An 18,342-nucleotide genomic window follows, 5' to 3' on the forward strand; every position below is an offset into this window, starting at 1 on the left:
TTGCCGGTGACGGCGTCGCCGGCGCCGGTGGCGTCGATCGCGGCGACGCCGGGCACCCCGGGCACCCGGGCGAGCACCCGGCCGCCCTCGACCACCAGCGCACCCTGGGCGCCGAGCTTGACCACGGCCTCGCCGTGCAGCGCGCTGAGCCGTTCGGCGGCGGTGACCGGGTCACCGGTGCCGGCCAGCAGGTGGGCCTCGGCCCGGTTGGGCAGCAGCAGGCCGATGCCGGCGAAGGCCTCGCGGACGGCGGCCGGGCCGCTGCGCTGCAGGAAGCCGGTGGACGCCGGGTCGGCGCTGACCGGCAGTCCGGCGGCGCGGGCGGCGGGCACCGCGAGGGCGGCCAGGGCGCGGCCGGGTCCGGAGAGCAGTTGGTAGCCGGAGAGGTGCAGCCGGGCCGCGCCGTCCAGGAGGTCGTCCGACCAGTCCTCGGGGCCGAGGCGGACGGCGACGGCGCCGTCGGTGACGAGGGTCCGTTCGGCGCGCCCGTCGACCAGGCTGATCACCACGGCGGTGGGCGCCTGCGGGTCGACGGCGAGGTGGGCGGTGACGCCGGCGGCGGCGAGTTCGGCCCGGTGCCAGTCGGCGGAGTCGGCGGCGGCCCGGGCGAGCAGCCGCACCCGCGCTCCGCCGGCGGCGGCCCAGGCGGCCGCGTTCGCCCCGGCGCCGCCCGGCCGGACGGCGATCCGGGCGGCGGTGTCGGTGTGCGGGGCGAGCGGGCCCTCGTGCAGGGCGACCACGTCGGTGACGACCTCGCCGACGACGAGCAGCGCGCCCGCGGTCATCCCCGCCGCCCCGCCTGCTCGGCGGCCCGGGCGGCGGCGATGCCGGCGGCCAGCCGGACGTTGCCGCGCACCGCCGCGAGGTTGGCCTCCAGCGAGGCGCCGCCGGTGTGCTCGGTGAGGTGGGCGAGCAGGAACGGGGTGATGGCCTGTCCGGTGACCCCGGCGGCCCGGGCGGCGGCCAGGGCCTCGCCGAGCACCCGGTCGTGCAGCTCCGGGTCGAGCTGCTCGGCTGCCGGGACGGGGTTGGCGACCACCAGGGCGGACTCCGCGCCGCCGAGCTCGTCCTGGGCCCGCATCACCTCGGCCACCTGGGCCGGGTCGTCGAGCGTCCAGTCCAGCGGCAGGCCGGAGCCGGTGAGGTAGAAGCCGGGGAACTCGGCGGTGCGGTAGCCGAGGACGGCGACGCCGAGGGTCTCCAGCCGCTCCAGGGTGGCCGGTACGTCGAGGATCGACTTCACGCCGGCGCAGACCACGGTGATCCGGGTGCGGGCGAGCAGACCGAGGTCGGCGGACTCGTCCTGGCTGGTGGTCCAGTCGCGGTGGACGCCGCCGAGGCCACCGGTGGCGAACACCCGGATGCCGGCCCGGGCTGCGAGGAAGGCCGTGCCGGAGACGGTGGTCGCGCCGCTGGCGCCGGTGGCGACGGCGGGGGCGAGCTCGCGGAAGCCCAGCTTGCGCAGCGACCCGTCGGTGGCGATCCGTTCCAGCGCGTCCTTGTCGAGGCCGATGTGCGGGACGCCGTCGAGGACGGCGATCGTCGCGGGGACGGCGCCGCCGGCCCGGACGAGGTCCTCGAGTTCGACGGCGACCGCGAGGTTGCGGGGGCGCGGCAGGCCGTGGGCGATGATCGTCGACTCCAGGGCGACCACGGGGGTGCCGGCGGCGAGGGCGGTGGCCACCTCGTCGGAGAGTCGCAGCGGGGCGGAGGGCGAGGGTCGGTCCATCCCCGTTTCCTGGCGTCGGTACGCCGGGTTCAAACCTCGTTCGCGCGGTGGACCGGTCGACATACCTCCTAATTATTCGCACAGATGTTCCCATGCGGCGTAGGCTGGCCGCATGCTCCACCTCCAGGGTTCGCTGTTCGACGACGTCGAGGAGATCGGCACCGGCCCGTTGGACGGCGCCCGCCGGACCGCACTGGGCGACGGCGCCTGGATCGACGAACAGCCGGGCTGGCTGCGCGGCGCCGGCGCACTTTTCGAACGGCTCGCCGCCGAGGTCCCCTGGCAGGCCGAACGCCGGGCCATGTACGAGCGGGTGGTCGACGTCCCCCGACTGCTCGCCTTCTACGGCGAGGACGACTTCGCCGCCGGGCCGGACGCCCTGCCGCACCCGGCGCTGGCCGCCGCCCGCACCGCGCTCGGCACCCACTACGCCGACGAGCTCGGCGAGCCCTTCGCCACCGCCGGCCTGTGCTACTACCGCGACGGCCGGGACAGCGTCGCCTGGCACGGCGACCGGCTCGGCCGCGGCGACCGCCAGGACACCATGATCGCCATCGTCTCGGTCGGCGAGCCGCGCCCGCTGCTGCTGCGCCCGCGCGGCGGCGGCCCGGCCGTCCGGCGGCTGCTCGGCCACGGCGACCTGCTCGTCATGGGCGGCAGCTGCCAGCGCACCTGGGAGCACGCCGTTCCCAAGACCACCCGCCCGGTCGGGCCGCGGATCAGCATCCAGTACCGGCCGCACGGGGTCCGCTGACACCGGGCCCACCCCGACGGGTACGGTGCTGCGACCCCCGACTCCCCAGGAGGGCCGTGTGCCGCCCCAGCTGCCGTTCTTCGTCTACGGGACGCTCCGTCCCGGCCACCGCAACCACCAGCGCCACCTGGCCGGGCGCTGCACCGAGGTGCGCGGCGCCGTCCTCGACGGCGCCGCCCTGCACCGCGGCCCGGGCTACCCGTACGTGGTGCCCTGCCCGGGGCAGCGGGTCCGCGGCGAGCTGGTGAGCGTGCCGCCGGCGCTGTACCCACGGGTGCTCGCCGACCTGGACCGGCTGGAGGACTGCACGCCCGACGGCCTCGGCGAGTACGTGCGCGAGCGCCTCGCCGTCCGGCTCGCCGACGGCACCGAGACCGACGCCTGGGTCTACCTCGCCGGCCCCCGGGTCACCGCCGCGCTGCTCTCCGCCCCCGCCCCCGTCGCCTCCGGCGACTGGACCGACGCATACCGGGACTAGAGCGCGAGCAGATGCCGGTAGGTGCCCCACGCGCCCCTGAACGACCCCCCGAACGCGCTCCCGCCCCCGGACATGACGATCCCCGGCGTTCGGTGCGTCGTTCGCGTGCGTGGACCGTCATCTCCTGCACGTGTCGCTCATCGACCCGCCGGGGGTCTCGCCAGAGCCTGGATCAGGGTCACTCGGACGGCCGTCGGACGTCTCCGTCGGCGGTGCGGCTCTGTCCGGTATTCCGGTGTATTCACCAGTTTCCTCCGTATTCACCCCAGGTCAAGGGCGTCCAGTGAACTCCCAGGAATCCCCCGGCCGAAAGGTCAAGGGGTGGTAAAGTCCGATTCCGTTGACGCCGCATCAGCTGCGCCCGGACGACCGCGGGCCAGGCTGCCCGCAACGGTGCGGAGCGGCGGCCGAAGGGGGGCGGCGTGCCGGACGAACACGCCGTCGGGGGCGGCGCCGACAGGACGGCCCCGGCGGACATCCGCAGGAACCGGATCGACACCGTGCTGCGCCACTCGCCGCTGCAGCCCGCCTTCCGCGCCTTCGCCGCCGGCCGCCTCGCCGTCCTCGCCTACCACGGCATCGACGACCCGCCGGCCTTCGCCGCCCAGATGGCCCGGCTCGCCCGCAGCGCGCGTCCCGTCTCCCTCGCCCGCGTCGAGGAGTCGCTGCGCGAGCGGCGGCCGCTGCCGCCCCGCAGCGTCCTGGTCACCTTCGACGACGGCGACCGCTCGCTGCTCACCCACGGCCTGCCCGTCCTCGCCCGGCACGGCATCCCCGCGGCCGCGTACGTGATCGCCGGGCACATCGGCGGCGACCGGCCGTTCTGGTGGTCCGAGGCGGCCCACCTGGTCGCGCACGGCGGCACCGCGGACGCCCTGCCGCCCGGCACCGCGCCCGAGGCCGCCGTCCGCCTGCTGAAGCAGTTGCCCGACCGTGAACGCCGCGACCGGCTGGACGCCCTGCGGGGCACCGCCTCCGCACCCGCGCCCCGGCAGCCCCAGCTCACCCCCGCCGACCTGCGCACCCTGCGCCGCGCCGGGGTGGCGATCGGCAACCACACCCTCGACCACCCTTGTCTGGACCGCTGCTCCGCCGAGGACTCCGCCGCGCAGGTCGACCGGGCGCACGCCCTGCTCACCGACTGGCTCGGCGAACCGCCGACCTCCTTCGCCTACCCCAACGGCAACCTCGACCCGCACGCCGAGCGCGCCCTGACCGCCCTCGGCTACCGGTCGGGCTTCCTCTTCGACCACCGGCACGACCGCCGGCTGCCCCGCCGGCCGCTGCGGATCAGCCGGCTCCGGGTGAACGCCTGCACGACCCTGCACCGGTTCGACACCATCCTCTCGGGCCTGCACCCGGCGGTGCACCGCCTGCGCGGCGGCCGCTGACGGCGGCGGCGCACCGGAGGAGTACCAGGCCCGGGGGCACCGGGCCGGAGGGGGAGATCCGCATGACCGCAGCGACACCGGCCGGCCGGCCCGAGATCCACCGCGCGCCGGCGGACCTCGACGGCGAACCCGCCGACGGCTGGCGGCGCCTGGTCGCCGCCGACCCGCACGGATCGTGGTTCGCCACGCCCGAGTGGGTGCTCTCCTGGTGGGAGACGCTCGGGGCGGACGGCCCGGCGGCGGACCGGGCCGAGGTCGCCGTCTGGCGCGGCCCCGAGGGCGGCGTCGAGGCCGTCCTCCCGCTGCTGCGCACCCGGCTCCGCCTCCACCCGCGGCTGCCGTTCACCGCCCGCTGCCTCACCCTGCTCGGCTCCGGCCCGGGCGCGGCCGACCACTGCGGGCCGGCGGTGGCCGCACACCGCCGGGAGGACGTCCGCGACTGGCTCGCCACGCACGCCCGGCGCACCACCCTCTGGCTGCCCGACCTCGACCCGCAGGCCGCCGCCGCGCTGCCCGCCGCGGCCCGCCCGGTGGCCCGCTCGGCCTGCCCGCGCGCCGACCTGACGGGCGGCCACGACGCGCTCGGTTCACGGCAGTTCCGTTCCACCGTACGCCGCTACCGGCGCAAGCTGGAGGCCGCCGGGGTCGCCTTCCGCTGGGTGCCGCCGCAGGAGGCCCGGCCCGAGCACCTGGACGCCGTCCTCGACCTGCACCGGCTGCGCCGCGCCGCCCTCGGCCGTCCGACCACCTTCGACGCTCGGCGCCGCCCGCTCCACCTGCGGCTGCTGGAACGCTCGGCCGCCACCACCGCGCCCGGCGGCGACGGCCCCGCCTTCTGCCTCGCCGAGCACGACGGCCGCACCGTCGGCGCGCTGTACGGCTTCCGCTGGAACGGCTCCTTCGCCTACTACCAGATCGGCTGGGACGTGGGCTGGGCGCCGCTGCGGCTGGGCACCGTGCTGATCTCCGAGGCCGTCCGCGCCTGCGCCGAGCAGGGCCTGCACACCTTCGACTTCCTGCGCGGCACCGAGCCCTACAAGTACCGGTTCGGCGCGGTGGACCGCCAGGACACCACCCTGCTGCTGCCGCACGGGCCCACCGGCGCCCTGCTCGCCCTCAAGCACCGCCTCAAGGACCGCGGCGGGCGGCCCGCGGGGCCGGCGGGAAACGCGGAATCGGTGCCGCGTTCGCGGGCAGCCGGGAGCCCGGATCGACCGGGGTAGAATCCGGGAAAGGCGTGACGTGCACATCCGTCCCGGGGGGATTTTCGGGATCCACGACGGCCGCTCCCGGGGCCGGGAGTCGGCCGGGTCTCCGGCGTTCTCGAATTCAACCGTCCGAATGTGGCGCAAGCCACAGCTGCGGGCGCGGGCGAAGGGCCGGTGCGCCGGAACATCGGACCGAGACCGGAGAAATACCCAGATGCCGCCCGAGGAATCCGCCGCCCGCCGTGCCGAGGCCCTGCCCGGACTGAACGTGCTGCTGCGCAGCTGGCGCAGCAGGGCCGGCACCAGACTCGGGCTCGGCAAACCCCTGCCGCAGGTCGACGTGGCGGGGCGGGTCGGCATGAGCGAGCGCTGGTACCGGGACCTGGAGCGCGGCACCCTGCCGCGCCTGGACCCCCGGGTGCTGGCCGGCCTGGCGGACGTGCTCGTCCTGGACGCCGACGAGCGCGCCACGCTCTACCTGTACGCCCTCGGCGGCACCCCGTACGTCGCCCCGCCCGTCCCGGGCCGGGCTCCCGACCTGCACGCCCTGCAGGAGCTGCTGGACCGTCAGATGCCCAGGCCGGCCTACCTGACCGACAGCTCGTGGAACGTCATCGGCCACAACCGGGCGATGGCCGAGTGGTTCCCCTGGGTCCTCGCCCCGGACGCCAACCTGATCCGCTGGGGGCTGACGTCCGACGAAGCGCGCGAGCAGATGCTCGACTGGCCGCAGCACGCCCGGATGTACCTGGCCATGGTCCGCTTCGCGATGGCGCAGCACCCGGACGACCCCGGGCTGGCCGCCCTGCTCACGGACGTCCTGCGGGACCCGACGTGCCGCCGGTTCTGGCAGGAGCGGACGTGCGTGGTCGCCAACCGGGACGGCCACCTCTTCCGGCTGCGGCTGCCGCACGTGTCCCCCGATGTGATCGATGCGGTGACCCAGGTCCTGATTCCGGCGGGGCACCAGGGCCTGCGTTTCGTCGTCGTCAACTGAATACAGGGAGATCCGGGCAGGATTCAACGGGCGGCGACCGGCAAATATTTTCCGGTTCGCCGCCCTGTGTGCTTTTGTCCGGATCGGCGAATCGGCAAATAATTGCCGGTTGACAGTGCGAGCAACGCGTTGGAAGTCTTTTCGATCGCCGGGTCGGACACGATCCGACCCGGCGAGTTCCATTCGAAGAACCCGGAGAACGTGGTGCACGCATTCAGCTCGGCCAGGCGGAAGAATTCGACGGCGGAGGGCATTGGGCAGGACGACGGCGTCCACCGCGTCGAGCGGGTCGGCGTGGTCGGCTCGGGCGCGATGGGCTCCGGCATCGCCGAGGTGTGCGCCGTCGCCGGGGTGGACGTCAGGGTGGCGGTCTCCCGCGAGTCCTCGCTGCGCTCCGCACCGGCGCGGATCGCCGCCGCGCTGGACCGGCGGGTCGCCAAGGAGAAGCTGACCGCCGAGGAGCGGGACGCGGCGATGTCCCGGATCTCCTTCACCACGGACCTCGGCGACCTCGCCGACCGGCAGCTGGTGGTCGAGGCGGTTCCGGAGGACGAGGCGCTCAAGGCCGAGCTGTTCGCCACCCTCGACAAGGTGGTGGAGGACGACGCCGTGCTCGCCTCCACCACCTCGGCGATCACCATCACCCGGCTGGCCCGGGCCACCACCCGCCCGCAGCGCGTCATCGGTGTCCACTTCTTCAACCCCGTCGCGGCGATGCCGCTGGTCGAGGTGGTGCCCACGCTGCTCACCGACGACGCGGTCCGGCGGCGGGTCGAGGCCTTCCTGACCGACCGGTTGGGCAAGGTGTCGATCCCGTCCGGCGACCGCAGCGGGTTCGTGGTGAACGCCCTGCTCGTGCCGTACCTGGTCGCGGCCGTCCGGATGGTCGAGTCCGGATTCGCCTCCGCCGAGGACGTCGACCAGGGCATGCAGCTGGGCTGCGGCCACCCGATGGGTCCGCTCCGCCTGTGCGACATGGTCGGCCTCGACGTGGTCGCGGCCGCCGCCGACGCCCTCTACCGCGAGTTCCGCGAGCCGTTGTACGCCCCGTCCCCGCTGCTGTCGCGCATGGTCGAGTCCGGCCTGCTCGGGCGCAAGGCGGGCCGGGGCTTCTACGAGTACGCCTGAGCCCGCCGCCGGAGGCCGCCGGGCCTCGTACCGGGCCTGCCCCGGCCGCCCCTTCCCCCCTGTCACCTCCCCACGGAGCACCGCCATGCACGCGTTCATGAACATCAAGAAGTCGGCGAGGATCAGCCACGACTTCTGGGAGACCACCACCGAGGCCGGCATGTTCGACATCGTCGCCGCCGGTCTGGGCGACGGCCGGCACCGGTCGCTCGCCGACGGCCACGAGTTCGTCAACATGTCCTCGTACTCCTACCTGGGCCTCGACACCCACCCGAAGCTCGTCCGCGCCGCGGCCGACGCGGTACTCGCCGAGGGCTCGCTCAACACCTCGACCTCCCGGATGCGCATCCGCTTCGCCGCCCTCAGGGACGCCGAGGACGCGCTGTCCGAGCTGTTCGACGTGGAGGCCGTCACGGTGGCCTCCTGCGCGGCCGCCGCCTGGGCCGCCCTGCCGCTGCTCGCCTCCGGGCTGCTCACCGGCGGGACGCCGCCGCTGATGGTGTTCGACAAGAACGCCCACTTCTGCCTCAACGCGATGAAGGCCAACGTCGCCGACGAGACGCAGGTCGTCACCGTCGCCCACGACGACCTGGACGCGCTGGAGGACCTCTGCCGCAAGCACCCCCAGGTCGCCTACGTCGCCGACGGCGTCTACAGCACGGGCGGCAGGGCGCCGGTCGCGGACCTGCTGCGGCTGCAGGAGAAGTACGGCCTGTTCCTGTTCTTCGACGAGGCCCACGGCATCTCCACGGTCGGGGCCAACGGCCGCGGCGTCGTGCTGGAGACGATGGGCGCGATCAACGACCGGACGCTGATCATCACCTCGCTGAACAAGGGCTTCGGCGCCTCCGGCGGCGCGATCTTCCTGGGCCCCCGGGGCTCGCGGGAGCGCCGCGACGTCGCGCTGCGCAACGGCGGGCCGCTGATGTGGTCGCAGCGGATCAACACGGCCGGTCTGGGCGCCGTGATGGCCTCGGCCGAGCTGCACCGCTCCGACGAACTCGGCCTGCTGCAGAAGCGGTTGCAGCAGAACGTCGACCTGTTCGACAGCCTGCTGCCGACGGCGCGGGCCGGTGACGGGCTGCCCATCCGGTTCGTCGACATCGGCTCCGAGGACGCCACCGTGGCCCTCGGCCGGGCCCTCCTGGAGCAGGGCTACTACGCCTCGCCGATCTTCTTCCCGGTGATCGCCCGCGGCAAGGCCGGCCTGCGGCTGATGCTGCGCGCCAACATGGGCACGGCGGAGATCGAGGACTTCTGCCACCGGCTCCGGCAGCTGCGGGCGAGCCATGTCTGACGGGTCGCCGCGGGCGGCCGTCCGGGCTCAGCCGCCCGCGGCGGCGGCGCCCCGGCCGGAGCGGCGCACCCTGCTGGTGGCGTGCGTGCTGGTGTTCATGGCCCAGATGGCCACCACCGTCTACCTGCCGTCGCTGCCGGCCGTCGAGCGGGACCTGGGCGTCTCGCGCAGCCTCGCCGCGCTGTCCGTGTCGCTGTTCGTGGTCGGCGCGGCCGCCCCCGTGGTGTTCTGGGGGCGGGCCGCCGACCGGTACGGCCGGCGGGCGGCGGTGCTCGCCTCGCTGGCCCTCTTCACCGGCTCCAGTGCGCTGCTCGCGGCCACCGGCTCGGTCACCGTGCTGCTGGTGCTGCGCGCCGTGCAGGGCGTCGGTGCGGGTGGCGCCGCCATCATCGCCCGGATCTTCGTCCGGGACCTCGGCGGCGGCGACGCGCTCGCCCGCCGGCTGTCGGTGCTGTCCGTCGCGTTCGTCTCGGCGCTCGGCGGCGGCCAGTTCCTGGGCGGCCTGATCGGCCGGTACGCGGACTGGCGGGCCGGTTTCGCCGTCCTGGCCGCCGTCGGTGCGGCGGGTGCGGTCGGTGTGCTCACGCTCCCGCTGGAGCCGGGCCGCGGCCGGCAGGAGCAGGCCGGCATGGTCCGGATCTACCTGGGCATCCTGGGTGTCCGGCAGTTCCTGCTGCCGACCGTCGCGGGCGGTCTCGGGTTCGCCACCATCGTCCTGCTCCAGGAGGTGGCGCCCTTCGTGACCCAGCAGCACTTCGGCCTGACCGCCGGCGAGTACGGCGACCTGGGGCTGCTGTTCGGCCTGGCGTACCTGGCCGGGGCGCTGCTGGTGAACCGGCTGGTCGCCACGGTGGGATCGTCCTGGCTGATGCGCCTGGGCGCCCTGGTGATGACCGGCTCCGGGCTGCTGACGGTCGCGCTCTGGCTGGTGCCGGGTCTCGGGACGACGGCGGCGCTGGTGGTGTTCGTGGCGCTCTACTGCGCCACCACCTTCGGCCAGGCGGCGCTGTTCCCGAGCAGCATGGCGGTCGCGGTGAGCGCCGTGACCGAGCACGGTGCCTACGCGGTGGCCCTGTGCGGCTTCCTCGCGCAGTCCATCGCCGGGGTCGCCGCCACCGCCGCCGTCCTGCTGCACGCGGACCTCGCCTGGTCGGCCGTCGCGACCGGCCTCAGCGCCGCGGCCCTGCTGCTGGTCGGCCGGCGCGGCCCGCGCCCCGCGCACCCGGGTGCCTGACCCCGCCCGCTCCACCGCAAGCCCCCGTACTCCACAGCGATCAGCAAGGTCCCATGACGACACTCCGTTCCCACATCGACACCACGTCGGAGACGTTCCGCCGCAACGCCGCGGCCTTCGACGACAAGCGCCGCATCATCGCGCAGGCCCGGGCGGCCGCGCTGGCCGGCGGCGACGCGAAGGCCCACCGCCGGCACGCCGAACGCGGCAAGCTGACCGCCCGCGAGCGCGTGATGCGCCTGCTGGACCCGGGGACCCCGTTCCTGGAGGTCGGGCAGCTGGTCGCGCACGACGTGTACGACGAACCCGTCCCGTCCGCCGCCCTGGTCACCGGGGTCGGCACGGTCGGCGGCCGGCCGACGATGGTCTTCGCCAACGACGCGACCGTCAAGGGCGGGACGTACTTCCCGCTGACCGTGCAGAAGCACCTGCGGGCCCAGAAGGTGGCCCGGCAGAACGGCCTGCCCTGCATCTACCTGGTCGACTCCGGCGGCATCTACCTGCCGCTCCAGGAGGACCTCTTCCCCGACGAGTACCACCTGGGCCGGATGTTCCGGAACATCGCCGAGATGTCCGCCCTCGGACTGCCGCAGATCGCCGCGGTGATGGGGTCGTGCACGGCGGGCGGGGCCTACATCCCGGCCATGTGCGACGAGGCGGTGATCGTCCGGGGCAACGGCACGATCTTCCTCGGCGGGCCGCAGCTGGTGCGCGCGGCGACCGGCGAGGTCGTCGACGCGGAGACGCTCGGCGGCGCCGACCTGCACACCCGGGTGACCGGGGTCGCGGACCACATCGCCGAGAACGACGAGCACGCGCTGGAACTCGTCCGGGAGATCGCCGTCCGCAACAGCCGCAGGGCCGTGTCGGGGCCGCCGCGCGAGCCGCGCCCGCCGCTCCACGACCCGGCCGAACTGCCCGGCATCATCAGCGCCGGCCTGCGCGAGCACATCCCGGCCCGCGAGGTGCTGGCCCGGCTGCTCGACGGCAGCGAGTTCACCGAGTACCGCAGCCGCTACGGGCCGACGATCGTCTGCGGCACCGGACACGTCGGCGGCTACCCCGTCGGTGTGGTCGTCAACGACGGCGTGCTGTTCCCCGAGAGCGCCCAGAAGGCCGCCAACTTCATCGAGTTGTGCGTCCAGCGGGACCTCCCGCTGCTGTTCCTGCACAACATCAACGGCTTCATGGTGGGCGCCGAGTACGAGGCGGCCGGCATCGCCAAGCACGGCGCCAAGCTGGTCAACGCGGTCTCCTGCGCGAGGGTGCCGAAGTTCAGCCTGGTGATCGGCGGCAGCTTCGGCGCCGGCAACTTCGCCATGTGCGGCCGCTCGATGGGCCCGCGGATGATGGCGATGTGGCCGAGCGCCAAGTCGACGGCGGTGGGCGGGGAGCAGACCGCGACCGTGATGGCGCTGATCCGCGGCGACCAGCTCGCCAAGGAGGGCCGGACCCTCTCCGCCGAGGAGGAGGAGTCCATCAAGCGGCCGATCATCGACACCTACGAACGCCAGTCGCACCCGCTGTACTACGCCGCCCGGATGTGGGTGGACGCCGTGGTGGACCCGACCGACACCCGCGAGTGGCTGACGCTGTGCCTGGCGATGGCCGCCGACGGTCCCCAGCAGGAGACGCGCTTCGGCGTGTTCAGGATGTGATGACGATGCTGAAACGAGTTCTGATCGCCAACCGCGGCGAGATCGCCCGCCGGATCGCCCGGACCTGCCGCCGCCTCGACGTGGAGTACGTCGCCGTCCACTCCGACGCCGACCGCTCGGCCGCCCACCTGGAGGGCGCGGTCGACACCGTCCGGCTCGGCCCCGGCCCCGCCGCCGACAGCTACCTGCGGATCGAGGCGCTGGTCGACGCGGCGCTGCGCACCGGCTGCGACTCCGTGCACCCCGGCTACGGGTTCCTCTCCGAGAGCCCGGCGTTCGCGGCGGCCGTCGCCGGGGCGGGCCTGGTCCTGATCGGTCCGGACGCCCGGATGATCGCCGCCATGGGCGACAAGGCCACCGCCCGCGAGCTGATGGCCGCCGCCGGGGTGCCCGTGCTGCCGGGCTCCGAACACGCCACCGAGTCGCCGGAGCAGCTGGCCGCCGACGCCGGGCGGATCGGCTACCCGGTGATCCTCAAGCCGGTCGCCGGCGGCGGGGGCAAGGGCATGCAGGTGGTCGACCACCCCGACCGGCTGGCCGAGGCGGTGGCCGCGGCCGTCCGGCTCGGCCGCAGCAGCTTCGGCGACGGCCGGCTGCTCGCCGAGCGCTACGTCCCGCGTCCGCGCCACATCGAGGTGCAGGTCTTCGGGGACACCCACGGTTCGGTGGTGCACCTCTTCGAGCGGGAGTGCTCGCTGCAGCGCCGCCACCAGAAGATCGTCGAGGAGGCGCCGGCGGCGGGCCTGCCGGCCGGGGTCCGCGCGGCGATGCTGGACGCGGCGGTGCGCGGCGCCGGGGCGCTCGGCTACGTGAACGCCGGGACGTTCGAGTTCATCCTCGACGCCGACGACCGGTTCTACTTCCTGGAGGCCAACACCCGGCTCCAGGTCGAACACCCCGTCACCGAGGAGATCACCGGCGTCGACCTGGTGGAGTGGCAGCTGCGGGTCGCCGCCGGGGAGCGCCTGCCGCTCGCCCAGCACGAGATCACCGCCACCGGCCACGCGATCGAGTGCCGCGTCTACGCCGAGGACCCGGACGAGGCCTTCCGGCCCGCGCCCGGCCGGGCGGAGCGCGTCGAGTGGCCGGCCGGCGTCCGCGTCGAGGCCGCCTTCGACCGGGCCGGCGAGGTCTCCGCCTTCTACGATCCGATGATCGCCAAGCTGGTGGCGCACGGACCCGACCGGGTGGCGGCGCTGCGCACCCTCACGGACGCGCTGCGGGCCACCGCCGTCGTCGGCCTGACGACCAATCTGGGCTTCCTCGGCGACCTGCTGCGCGACCGGCGGGTGGTCGCCGGACGCCTCGACACCCACCTGGTCGACGGGTTCGTCGCGGAGGCCGGCCGGGTGGAGCGCGCCTGGCGGGCCGCCGCGTGCGGCGCGGCCATGGAGGTGCCGGCCCTGCCCGGCGGTCCGGCCTCGCCGTGGCACGGCACCGCCGGCGCGCTCGACCGGGGCGCGCTGGACCCGGTCGCGCCGCTCGGCCGGGTGGTGACCCGCGACGCCGGGCGGGAGTGGGAGGCCAGGCTCACCGAGGTCGGGCCCGGACGGGTCCGCGGCACGGTGGACGGGCGGTCCTTCGAGCTGACCGTCGCTCACCGGGACGGGCTGTACCGGGGCACGCTCGGCGACCGCGCGTGGTCGGGCGTCCGGACGCCCACCGGCTTCGAGATCACCGTCGACGGGTACCGCACCGCCCTCGACGTCCCGACCTTCGCCCGGGGCGACGCGGACGCCGTCGGCAACGAGGTGAGGTCGACCATGCCGGGGGTGGTCGTCGGCCTGCCGTGCGCGGTCGGGGACCGGGTCGAGGAAGGAGCCGTCCTGGTCGTCGTGGAGGCGATGAAGATGGAGAACCGCATCCTCGCGCCCTTCTCCGGCGTGGTGGCCGAGGTCAGGTGCACCCTGAACGGCCTGGTGGCGGCCGACCGGACGCTGGTGGTGCTGGCCGAGGACGCGCAGGACTGACCGGCGGCCGGGCGCGGACCGCCCGGAACCGCGGGCGGCGGGCCGTACCGACACGGCCCGCCGCCGACGGTCCGTCAGCCGCCCGCCCGCGTCCGGCCCCCATCGCAAAGTGTCCATGCCAATCCGGCATACGGAACGGCCGTGTTCTGCCGCAAGCCGACCCCGCCGAACCCTTGACAGGCACGGGACGGTGCCAGCAAGGTCCTGGGAGCGCTCCCACCAGGTGTTCCGTCGGCCCGTGGGGCGCCTCCCACCCGATCCGTCAGTGAACGAGGCACCACATGCCAGGTACCAGACGCCGCACGACCGGCTCCCCCGCCGTGGCCGGATCCGGACGCCGGACGGCCCCCTCCCCGGGGGGCGCCGCCGAGCCCCGCCGCCGCCGACGACTGCTCAGGGCGGCCGCAGCGCTGGGCTGTGCGGCGCTCGCCCTGACCGCGTGCAGCAGCGGCCCGGTCGCCGCACCGCAGTCCGAGTCCCCGTTCGGCGAGACCATCACCCTCAAGGTGGGCACCTTCGGCTCCTTCGGCTACCGCGAGGCCGGGCTGTACGCGGACTACATGGCCAAGCACCCGGAGGTCGTCATCACCGAGGCCGCGACCCAGGACAGCGAGGAGTACTGGGCGGACCTCACCGCGGGGCTGACCGGCCAGGGCGGCAAGCCGCTGGCCGACATCCAGGCCGTGGAGGTCGGCTACATCTCCGAGGCCACCGGCCCGCTCGCCGACAAGCTCACCGACCTGCAGGCGGCCCCCGGGGTCCACGCCTCGTCCTGGCTGCCGTGGAAGTCGGCCCAGGCGACCACCGCCTCCGGCGCGCTGGTCGGGCTCGGCACCGACACCGGGCCGATGGCCGTCTGCTACCGCAAGGACCTCTTCCAGAAGGCCGGCCTCCCGTCCGACCGCGAGGCGGTGGGCCGGCTGTGGGCGGGCGACTGGTCGAAGTTCGTGGACGTCGGCCGCCGCTACAAGGCGCACGCACCGGCGAGGACCACGTTCACCGACTCGGCCGGCGGCCTGTTCAACGCCGTGCTGTCGAGCCAGCCCGAGCAGTTCTCGAACGCCCGCGGCGAGCTGGTCTACGAGGACAGCCCCGGGGTGAAGAAGGCCTGGGACCTCTCGGTGTCCGCCGCCCGTTCCGGACTCACCAGCGGCCTCAAGCAGTTCGGTCCGGAGTGGAACGAGGCGCTGTACCTCTCCGGCTTCGCGACGATCGTCTGCCCGTCCTGGATGACCGGCGTGATCAGCAAGTACGCGGGCGACCGCGGCGAGGGCCTGTGGGACATCGCGCCCGCGCCGGCCGCCGGCAACTGGGGCGGCGCCTTCCTCACCGTGCCGAAGGCCGGCAAGCACCAGAAGGAGGCCGCCGCACTGGCCGCCTGGCTGACCGCCCCCGAGCAGCAGGCCAAGGTGTTCGCCGCGACCGGCAACCTGCCCTCGGCCACCGCCGCGCTGGAGTCGAAGGCCGTCCAGGACGCCACCAACCCGTACTTCAACAACGCCCCCACCGGCCGGATCTACGCCGACGCGGCCCGCACGGTCCTGCCCGCCCCGATCGGGCGGATGGACGGCGCGGTCAAGGCCGCCATCAGCGACGTCGCCCTGGTGGACGTCGCCCGCAACGGCACCGACCCGAAGAAGGCCTGGAACGCCGTGGTGAAGCAGATCACCGAGAAGACCGGCGGCTGACCCGGCCCGGGACGTCCAGGACGCCCGGGGCCCCCGTCCCGGCCGGTGGGAGCGCTCCCGTATGCTGGACACAGCCCGGTTCCGCGCCACCCCCCGCGGCGCGGGACCGGGCTCCCGTGGCTGTTCCGGCCCTCCCCCGGCCGGATCGGCGCAGGTTCCCGGCCCGCGGCCGCCAGGTGCATGTGGGGCGCCTCCCGGCCGCGGGCCGGCTCGCTCGGCCCCCGCCGCCCGCCCGGCCCGCCCGCGGCGGCAGGGCCCGCCCGCCGTCCTGCCCGCGCCGGGATCGGGCAGCACCCGTACCGCGGCGGCGTCGTTGGTACCGGTATGAACACGTGCCACCCGTCCGCGCCCGATGCCCCTCCGGCCGCCGTCCCGCCGCAGGCCCTCGCCCTCCCCCTCGCGCACCAGGAGTTCGGATCCGCCGGCGGCCCCGCCGCTCGGCGGCCCGCCGCCGTCCGGGCGCCGCAGCAGACCCAGAGCTGGACGACCAGTGCGGCGGAACAGGCCAGCGACGTGCTGAGCGGGCTGCGGACCGTCGAGGTGCCGATGGCGGCCCTGCAGGCGGCCCTGCTGATCCTCACCGAGCTGGTCGCCCGGCCGCACGAGAGCACCGGGATGCGGGAGGCCGCCCGGGAGATCTGCGGCGTCTTCGCCGGCCTGACCGACCCGGCGGTCTGGGGCCGGCGGCCGCGCGACCGTCCCGCCGAGGTGCCGCAGGGCGTCCGGGACGTCCGGGCGGCCCCGGTCTCAGCGCTCGGGGTTCTCCACGACGGCGCGGAGGGCGGCGAGCAGGTGCGGCCGGTCGTCGGGGGCGACCGGGGCGAGCAGCAGCCGGTCGACGATCCGGGCGTGCACCTCCGAGGCGCGGCCGAACGCCACGGCGCCCTCGGGGGTGGCCCCGACCAGGGTGATCCGGCGGTCCGCGGGCGAGGGGGTGCGCCGGACGAGGCCGGCCTGCTCCATGCGGTCGACCAGCCGGGTGGTGCCGCCGCTGGTCAGGGTGAGGCCCTCGGCGAGCTCCCGCTGCGGGACCCCTTCGCCGCGGGCGCGGGCGAGCATCAGCAGCACCTCGAACATGGTGTGGCTGAGCCCGCACTCGGCCCGCATCGCGGTGTCCACGGCCCGGTCGAGGCGGGCCGCGGCGCGCAGCAGCAGGGCGAGCTCGTGGACGGCCGGGCGGTCGGCCGCCGCCGCGAGCTCCGCCGCCGTCCGGTGCTCCCCGGACGGCCGGCCGGCCGCCGCCGGTGCGATCTCCATGGCCGGTGAGTCTACTGATCGTTTCCGGCGCCGCGCCCCGCCGAATCGACTGAGCAGTCAATTGCTGAGCAGTCAGCTATCCGGCTACCCTGGTCCGGCACACCCGGTCCCGCACCCGCGCCGCCCGGGCCGACCGCCGGAGAAGGCCGACCGCCGGAGAAGACGGAGAGACCGCCGATGACCCCCGCCTCCGCCCGGCCGGCCCGCCCGGCCACCGCGTCCGCCACCGCGTCCGCGGCCTCCCCCGCCGGGTCCGCGGCGCCCGGACCGGGCCGGCGCCTGCGGCTGATCGTGGTGCTCGGCGCGCTCTCCGCCTTCGGGCCGCTCTCGCTCGACATGTACCTCCCGGCCCTCCCCGCCCTCGCCGGGGACCTCGGCGTACGGGACGCCGACGTGCAGCTCACCCTGACCGCCTGCCTGCTCGGCCTCGCCCTCGGCCAGCTGGTGGCCGGGCCGCTCAGCGACCGCCGGGGCCGGCGCGGCCCGCTGCTGGTCGGCCTGGCCGGCTACGTCGCCGCATCCGCACTCTGCGCGGTGGCGCCGAACGCCGAGGTCCTGACCGCCGCGCGGCTGCTGCAGGGCCTGGCCGGCGCCGCGGGCATCGTGATCAGCCGGGCGGTCGTCCGCGACCTCTACGACGGCGTCGAGGCGGCCCGCTTCTTCTCGCTGCTGATGCTGGTGAACGGCCTGGCGCCGATCCTCGCCCCGGTGGTGGGCAGTCAGTTGCTGCGCTTCGCCGACTGGCGGGCGGTGTTCGCGGTGCTCGCCGCCGTCGGCGCCGCACTGCTCGCGGCCGCGGCGCTCGCGCTGCCCGAGTCGCTGCCCGCCGAGCGGCGCAGCGGCAGCGGCCTGCCCCGGACGGTGCGCAGCTTCGGCGGGCTGCTGGCCGACCGCCGGTTCATGGGGTACGCGGTGGGCGCCGGGTGCGCCTTCGCCGCGATGTTCGCGTACATCTCCGGTTCCTCGTTCGTGCTGCAGCAGGTGTACGGGCTGGACGCCCAGCAGTTCAGCCTGGTGTTCGGCGGCAATGCGCTGGGCCTGGTGCTGCTGGGCCAGCTGAACGCGCGGCTGCTGCGCAGCCGGTCCCCGGAGGTGATGCTGCGGGCGGGTCTGGCGGTCTCGGCGTCGGGCGGGGCCGGGCTCCTGCTGGCGGTCGTCGCGGGGCTGGGGCTGTGGGCGGTGTGCGGCTCGCTGCTGCTGGTGGTGGCGGCGGTGGGGCTGGTGATGCCGAACTCGACGGCGCTGGCGCTGTCCGGGCGGGACGACGCGGGCACGGCCTCGGCCCTGCTGGGGCTGCTGCAGTTCGCGCTGGGCGGGCTGGCCGCGCCGCTGGTGGGTCTGGGCGGTTCGGGGTCGGCCCTGCCGATGGCGGTGGTGATCGCCGGTTTCGCGGCGGCCGCGGTGCTGGTGCACGCGCTCTGGCTGCCGCGGTCGGCGGCGGCGTCGCTCTGACACCCGGGCCGGGCCGGGCCGGGGCGGCGGCGGGCACGGAATCCGCACAGGTTTCCGCGTCCGGTACCGGCCGCGTCTTTTGCGGGGCCGCCGGGGGCGGG

General features: G+C 75.2%; 15 protein-coding genes. 12 read left to right on the top strand and 3 right to left on the bottom strand.

The window, feature by feature from the left end:
- Together ABD353_RS29050 and ABD353_RS29055 are read right to left on the bottom strand one after the other, a co-directional pair.
- On the bottom strand, positions 1 to 785 hold a 785-nt coding region (locus ABD353_RS29050), incomplete at its 3' end, for a carbohydrate kinase family protein (RefSeq protein WP_344626660.1).
- Complete coding sequence (locus ABD353_RS29055; protein WP_344626661.1) at positions 782 to 1,729, bottom strand: pseudouridine-5'-phosphate glycosidase; 948 nt, start codon at positions 1,727 to 1,729, stop codon at positions 782 to 784. The genes ABD353_RS29055 and ABD353_RS29050, both read right to left, overlap by 4 nt.
- A gap of 112 nt (positions 1,730 to 1,841) precedes the next feature.
- On the opposite strand from ABD353_RS29055, the gene ABD353_RS29060 reads away from it, so the two are divergent.
- From ABD353_RS29060 to ABD353_RS29110, 11 genes are all read left to right on the top strand, one after another.
- Positions 1,842 to 2,483 (top strand): alpha-ketoglutarate-dependent dioxygenase AlkB, encoded by a 642-nt coding sequence (locus tag ABD353_RS29060; RefSeq protein ID WP_344626662.1) that lies wholly within the window; start codon positions 1,842 to 1,844, stop codon positions 2,481 to 2,483.
- Between the two features lie 58 nt (positions 2,484 to 2,541).
- Complete coding sequence (locus ABD353_RS29065) at positions 2,542 to 2,961, top strand: gamma-glutamylcyclotransferase family protein (RefSeq protein WP_344626663.1); 420 nt, start codon at positions 2,542 to 2,544, stop codon at positions 2,959 to 2,961.
- 422 nt (positions 2,962 to 3,383) lie between these two features.
- Complete coding sequence (locus tag ABD353_RS29070; RefSeq protein WP_344626664.1) at positions 3,384 to 4,352, top strand: polysaccharide deacetylase family protein; 969 nt, start codon at positions 3,384 to 3,386, stop codon at positions 4,350 to 4,352.
- Between the two features lie 62 nt (positions 4,353 to 4,414).
- On the top strand, positions 4,415 to 5,575 hold the full coding sequence (locus ABD353_RS29075) for a GNAT family N-acetyltransferase (RefSeq protein ID WP_344626665.1): 1,161 nt from the start codon (positions 4,415 to 4,417) through the stop codon (positions 5,573 to 5,575).
- Between the two features lie 199 nt (positions 5,576 to 5,774).
- Positions 5,775 to 6,557 (top strand): helix-turn-helix transcriptional regulator, encoded by a 783-nt coding sequence (locus ABD353_RS29080; RefSeq protein WP_344626666.1) that lies wholly within the window; start codon positions 5,775 to 5,777, stop codon positions 6,555 to 6,557.
- Positions 6,558 to 6,809: 252 nt separating this feature from the next.
- Complete coding sequence (locus tag ABD353_RS29085) at positions 6,810 to 7,685, top strand: 3-hydroxybutyryl-CoA dehydrogenase (RefSeq protein ID WP_344626686.1); 876 nt, start codon at positions 6,810 to 6,812, stop codon at positions 7,683 to 7,685.
- An 85-nt stretch (positions 7,686 to 7,770) separates the two neighbouring features.
- Positions 7,771 to 8,982, top strand: coding sequence for an aminotransferase class I/II-fold pyridoxal phosphate-dependent enzyme (locus ABD353_RS29090; RefSeq protein ID WP_344626667.1), 1,212 nt, complete (start codon positions 7,771 to 7,773; stop codon positions 8,980 to 8,982).
- On the top strand, positions 8,975 to 10,216 hold the full coding sequence (locus ABD353_RS29095) for an MFS transporter (protein WP_344626668.1): 1,242 nt from the start codon (positions 8,975 to 8,977) through the stop codon (positions 10,214 to 10,216). Before ABD353_RS29090 ends, ABD353_RS29095 begins: the two co-directional genes overlap by 8 nt.
- A 53-nt stretch (positions 10,217 to 10,269) precedes the next feature.
- The gene (locus ABD353_RS29100) at positions 10,270 to 11,874 is read left to right on the top strand and encodes a carboxyl transferase domain-containing protein (RefSeq protein ID WP_344626669.1); all 1,605 of its coding nucleotides are present in this window, start codon (positions 10,270 to 10,272) and stop codon (positions 11,872 to 11,874) included.
- A 5-nt stretch (positions 11,875 to 11,879) separates the two neighbouring features.
- Positions 11,880 to 13,844, top strand: a complete 1,965-nt coding sequence (locus ABD353_RS29105) for an acetyl/propionyl/methylcrotonyl-CoA carboxylase subunit alpha (RefSeq protein ID WP_344626670.1) — start codon at positions 11,880 to 11,882, stop codon at positions 13,842 to 13,844.
- Between the two features lie 281 nt (positions 13,845 to 14,125).
- Positions 14,126 to 15,532: an ABC transporter substrate-binding protein gene (locus tag ABD353_RS29110; protein WP_344626671.1), complete on the top strand. Its 1,407-nt coding sequence runs from the start codon at positions 14,126 to 14,128 to the stop codon at positions 15,530 to 15,532.
- A gap of 747 nt (positions 15,533 to 16,279) precedes the next feature.
- Here the strand turns inward: ABD353_RS29110 and ABD353_RS29115 are convergent.
- Positions 16,280 to 16,789, bottom strand: a complete 510-nt coding sequence (locus ABD353_RS29115; protein ID WP_344626672.1) for a MarR family winged helix-turn-helix transcriptional regulator — start codon at positions 16,787 to 16,789, stop codon at positions 16,280 to 16,282.
- Positions 16,790 to 16,966: 177 nt separating this feature from the next.
- Between ABD353_RS29115 and ABD353_RS29120 the strand changes: the two genes are divergently transcribed.
- On the top strand, positions 16,967 to 18,241 hold the full coding sequence (locus tag ABD353_RS29120) for a multidrug effflux MFS transporter (RefSeq protein WP_344626673.1): 1,275 nt from the start codon (positions 16,967 to 16,969) through the stop codon (positions 18,239 to 18,241).
- Positions 18,242 to 18,342: the final 101 nt, after the last annotated feature.

Source organism: Kitasatospora arboriphila (genome assembly GCF_039528095.1).
GTDB lineage: Bacteria > Actinomycetota > Actinomycetes > Streptomycetales > Streptomycetaceae > Kitasatospora > Kitasatospora arboriphila.

Coding starts and splice junctions, on each gene's coding strand:
- ABD353_RS29055 (WP_344626661.1), bottom strand. CDS start 1,729: ATGGACCGACCCTCGCCCTCCGCCCCGCTGCGACTCTCCGACGAGGTG.
- ABD353_RS29060 (WP_344626662.1), top strand. CDS start 1,842: ATGCTCCACCTCCAGGGTTCGCTGTTCGACGACGTCGAGGAGATCGGC.
- ABD353_RS29075 (WP_344626665.1), top strand. CDS start 4,415: ATGACCGCAGCGACACCGGCCGGCCGGCCCGAGATCCACCGCGCGCCG.
- ABD353_RS29080 (WP_344626666.1), top strand. CDS start 5,775: ATGCCGCCCGAGGAATCCGCCGCCCGCCGTGCCGAGGCCCTGCCCGGA.
- ABD353_RS29090 (WP_344626667.1), top strand. CDS start 7,771: ATGCACGCGTTCATGAACATCAAGAAGTCGGCGAGGATCAGCCACGAC.
- ABD353_RS29095 (WP_344626668.1), top strand. CDS start 8,975: ATGTCTGACGGGTCGCCGCGGGCGGCCGTCCGGGCTCAGCCGCCCGCG.
- ABD353_RS29100 (WP_344626669.1), top strand. CDS start 10,270: ATGACGACACTCCGTTCCCACATCGACACCACGTCGGAGACGTTCCGC.
- ABD353_RS29105 (WP_344626670.1), top strand. CDS start 11,880: ATGCTGAAACGAGTTCTGATCGCCAACCGCGGCGAGATCGCCCGCCGG.
- ABD353_RS29110 (WP_344626671.1), top strand. CDS start 14,126: ATGCCAGGTACCAGACGCCGCACGACCGGCTCCCCCGCCGTGGCCGGA.
- ABD353_RS29115 (WP_344626672.1), bottom strand. CDS start 16,789: ATGGAGATCGCACCGGCGGCGGCCGGCCGGCCGTCCGGGGAGCACCGG.
- ABD353_RS29120 (WP_344626673.1), top strand. CDS start 16,967: ATGACCCCCGCCTCCGCCCGGCCGGCCCGCCCGGCCACCGCGTCCGCC.